General features: G+C 46.9%; 4 protein-coding genes. All 4 read right to left on the bottom strand.

Going from position 1 to position 1,278, the window contains the following annotated elements; all coding sequences use genetic code 11:
* The coding region (locus AC5V8P_RS25640) for a stage III sporulation protein AE (protein WP_495474062.1) at window positions 1-469 on the bottom strand (469 nt) is incomplete at its 3' end.
* 12 nt (window positions 470-481) lie between these two features.
* Window positions 482-871 (bottom strand): stage III sporulation protein AD, encoded by a 390-nt coding sequence (gene spoIIIAD / locus AC5V8P_RS25635; protein ID WP_013371785.1) that lies wholly within the window; start codon window positions 869-871, stop codon window positions 482-484.
* 8 nt (window positions 872-879) lie between these two features.
* Window positions 880-1,083: a stage III sporulation protein AC gene (gene spoIIIAC, locus AC5V8P_RS25630; protein WP_047911045.1), complete on the bottom strand. Its 204-nt coding sequence runs from the start codon at window positions 1,081-1,083 to the stop codon at window positions 880-882.
* Between the two features lie 12 nt (window positions 1,084-1,095).
* The coding region (gene spoIIIAB / locus AC5V8P_RS25625; protein ID WP_495474061.1) for a stage III sporulation protein SpoIIIAB at window positions 1,096-1,278 on the bottom strand (183 nt) is incomplete at its 5' end.

The following is a 1,278-nucleotide window of genomic DNA, read 5'->3' as shown; positions in this document are numbered from 1 at the left end:
TCGCTACACTAAAGCTATTAATCGCTAGAATGATAATGACCATGTACACGATAGCGTAGGCAACTTTGCTGACCTGCTTGCTTTCAAAAGCGCTTTGCAGCGTTTCCAGCACCATACTCATAATGCTGAGCATGACAATGGTAACGAGCAGCTTGGCATTCACCCGGATTTCATGGATGAAGAAATCAGCTATGGCCATCAACACACCTTTTATGCTGAATCCTTCACCACCCGGAAGCAGCATGTCCATGAAAGAAGGAGTCTTTTGGTCAGGGAAAAATCCGCCATATTGCTTCATAAGTCCGTCCCAATAATGTTCTACATCATCTTTGGGCATTTGCTCCGCCTGTTGCCTGATCCATTCGTTTGTAGGTGTATCTGCGAAGAGGGTCGCTGCCGAGGCGCACCAGAGACATAACAGCAAAATCACAATCACTTTGAGATTCGGCATGCCCCCCAGCCTTTTCATGGCATCACCCCCTTAGGCGGGCATCAGCTTCAGAATGGTATCAATAATGATGCTGATAATCGGGATTGCGAGTACCATGATGAGTACCTTGCCAGTAAGCTCTATTTTGGAAGCAATGCCGTCTTGTCCCGCATCCCGTACGATCTGTGCTCCAAATTCGGCAATATAGGCGATACCGATTATTTTTAATACGGTTTTAAAATAAATCATGTCCATACCTGAAGACCTGGCCAGTCGCTCCAGCACAGCAACCACAGATCCAATCTTGCCAATCAGCAGTAAAAAAATGACGATCCCTGCAGCTGTTGCAATCAAAAAGGCAAACATCGGCTTCTGTTCCTTGATGACTAAAATGAGGACGGTGGCAACGAGGGCGAAGCCCACCACTTGAATGATTTCCATATCTTCACCTAATGAAAAAGAAAAATAGATTTGATCTCTTGCAGAAGGTTATCCAGCATTCGTACTACCATGAACAGCACGACAACGAAACCGATGACCGTCACCCAGTGGGCCATGTCTTCTTTGCCCATTTGCTTGAGTACGGTATGAATCATAGCGATAATAATGCCAATTCCGGCAATCTGGAAAATCGCGTTCACTTCTAAATTCATTCGAGCACCCCGCTAATAGATCAAAATGACGATCAATGCTCCGATCAGCAGTCCCAGGCTTCTGCTCATACGCTCGTATCTCACCTGATCTGCCTGCGCCTGCGCTTCTTCATGGGATAACTGCTGGATGGTCAGCGCAATGTGCTTGATCTGGTCTTCACGGTCGCTGGTCCCAAGGCTGTAAGCAAGCTGACG

The organism is Paenibacillus sp. N119s, assembly GCF_059447605.1.
The sequence above is the reverse complement of the archived record's forward strand: the minus strand, read 5'-3'. Positions and strand labels throughout refer to the sequence as shown.

What these genes read in the sequence shown, in the direction of transcription:
- spoIIIAD (WP_013371785.1), bottom strand. Translation starts at nt 871, where the DNA reads ATGGAAATCATTCAAGTGGTGGGCTTCGCCCTCGTTGCCACCGTCCTC.
- spoIIIAC (WP_047911045.1), bottom strand. Translation starts at nt 1,083, where the DNA reads ATGAATTTAGAAGTGAACGCGATTTTCCAGATTGCCGGAATTGGCATT.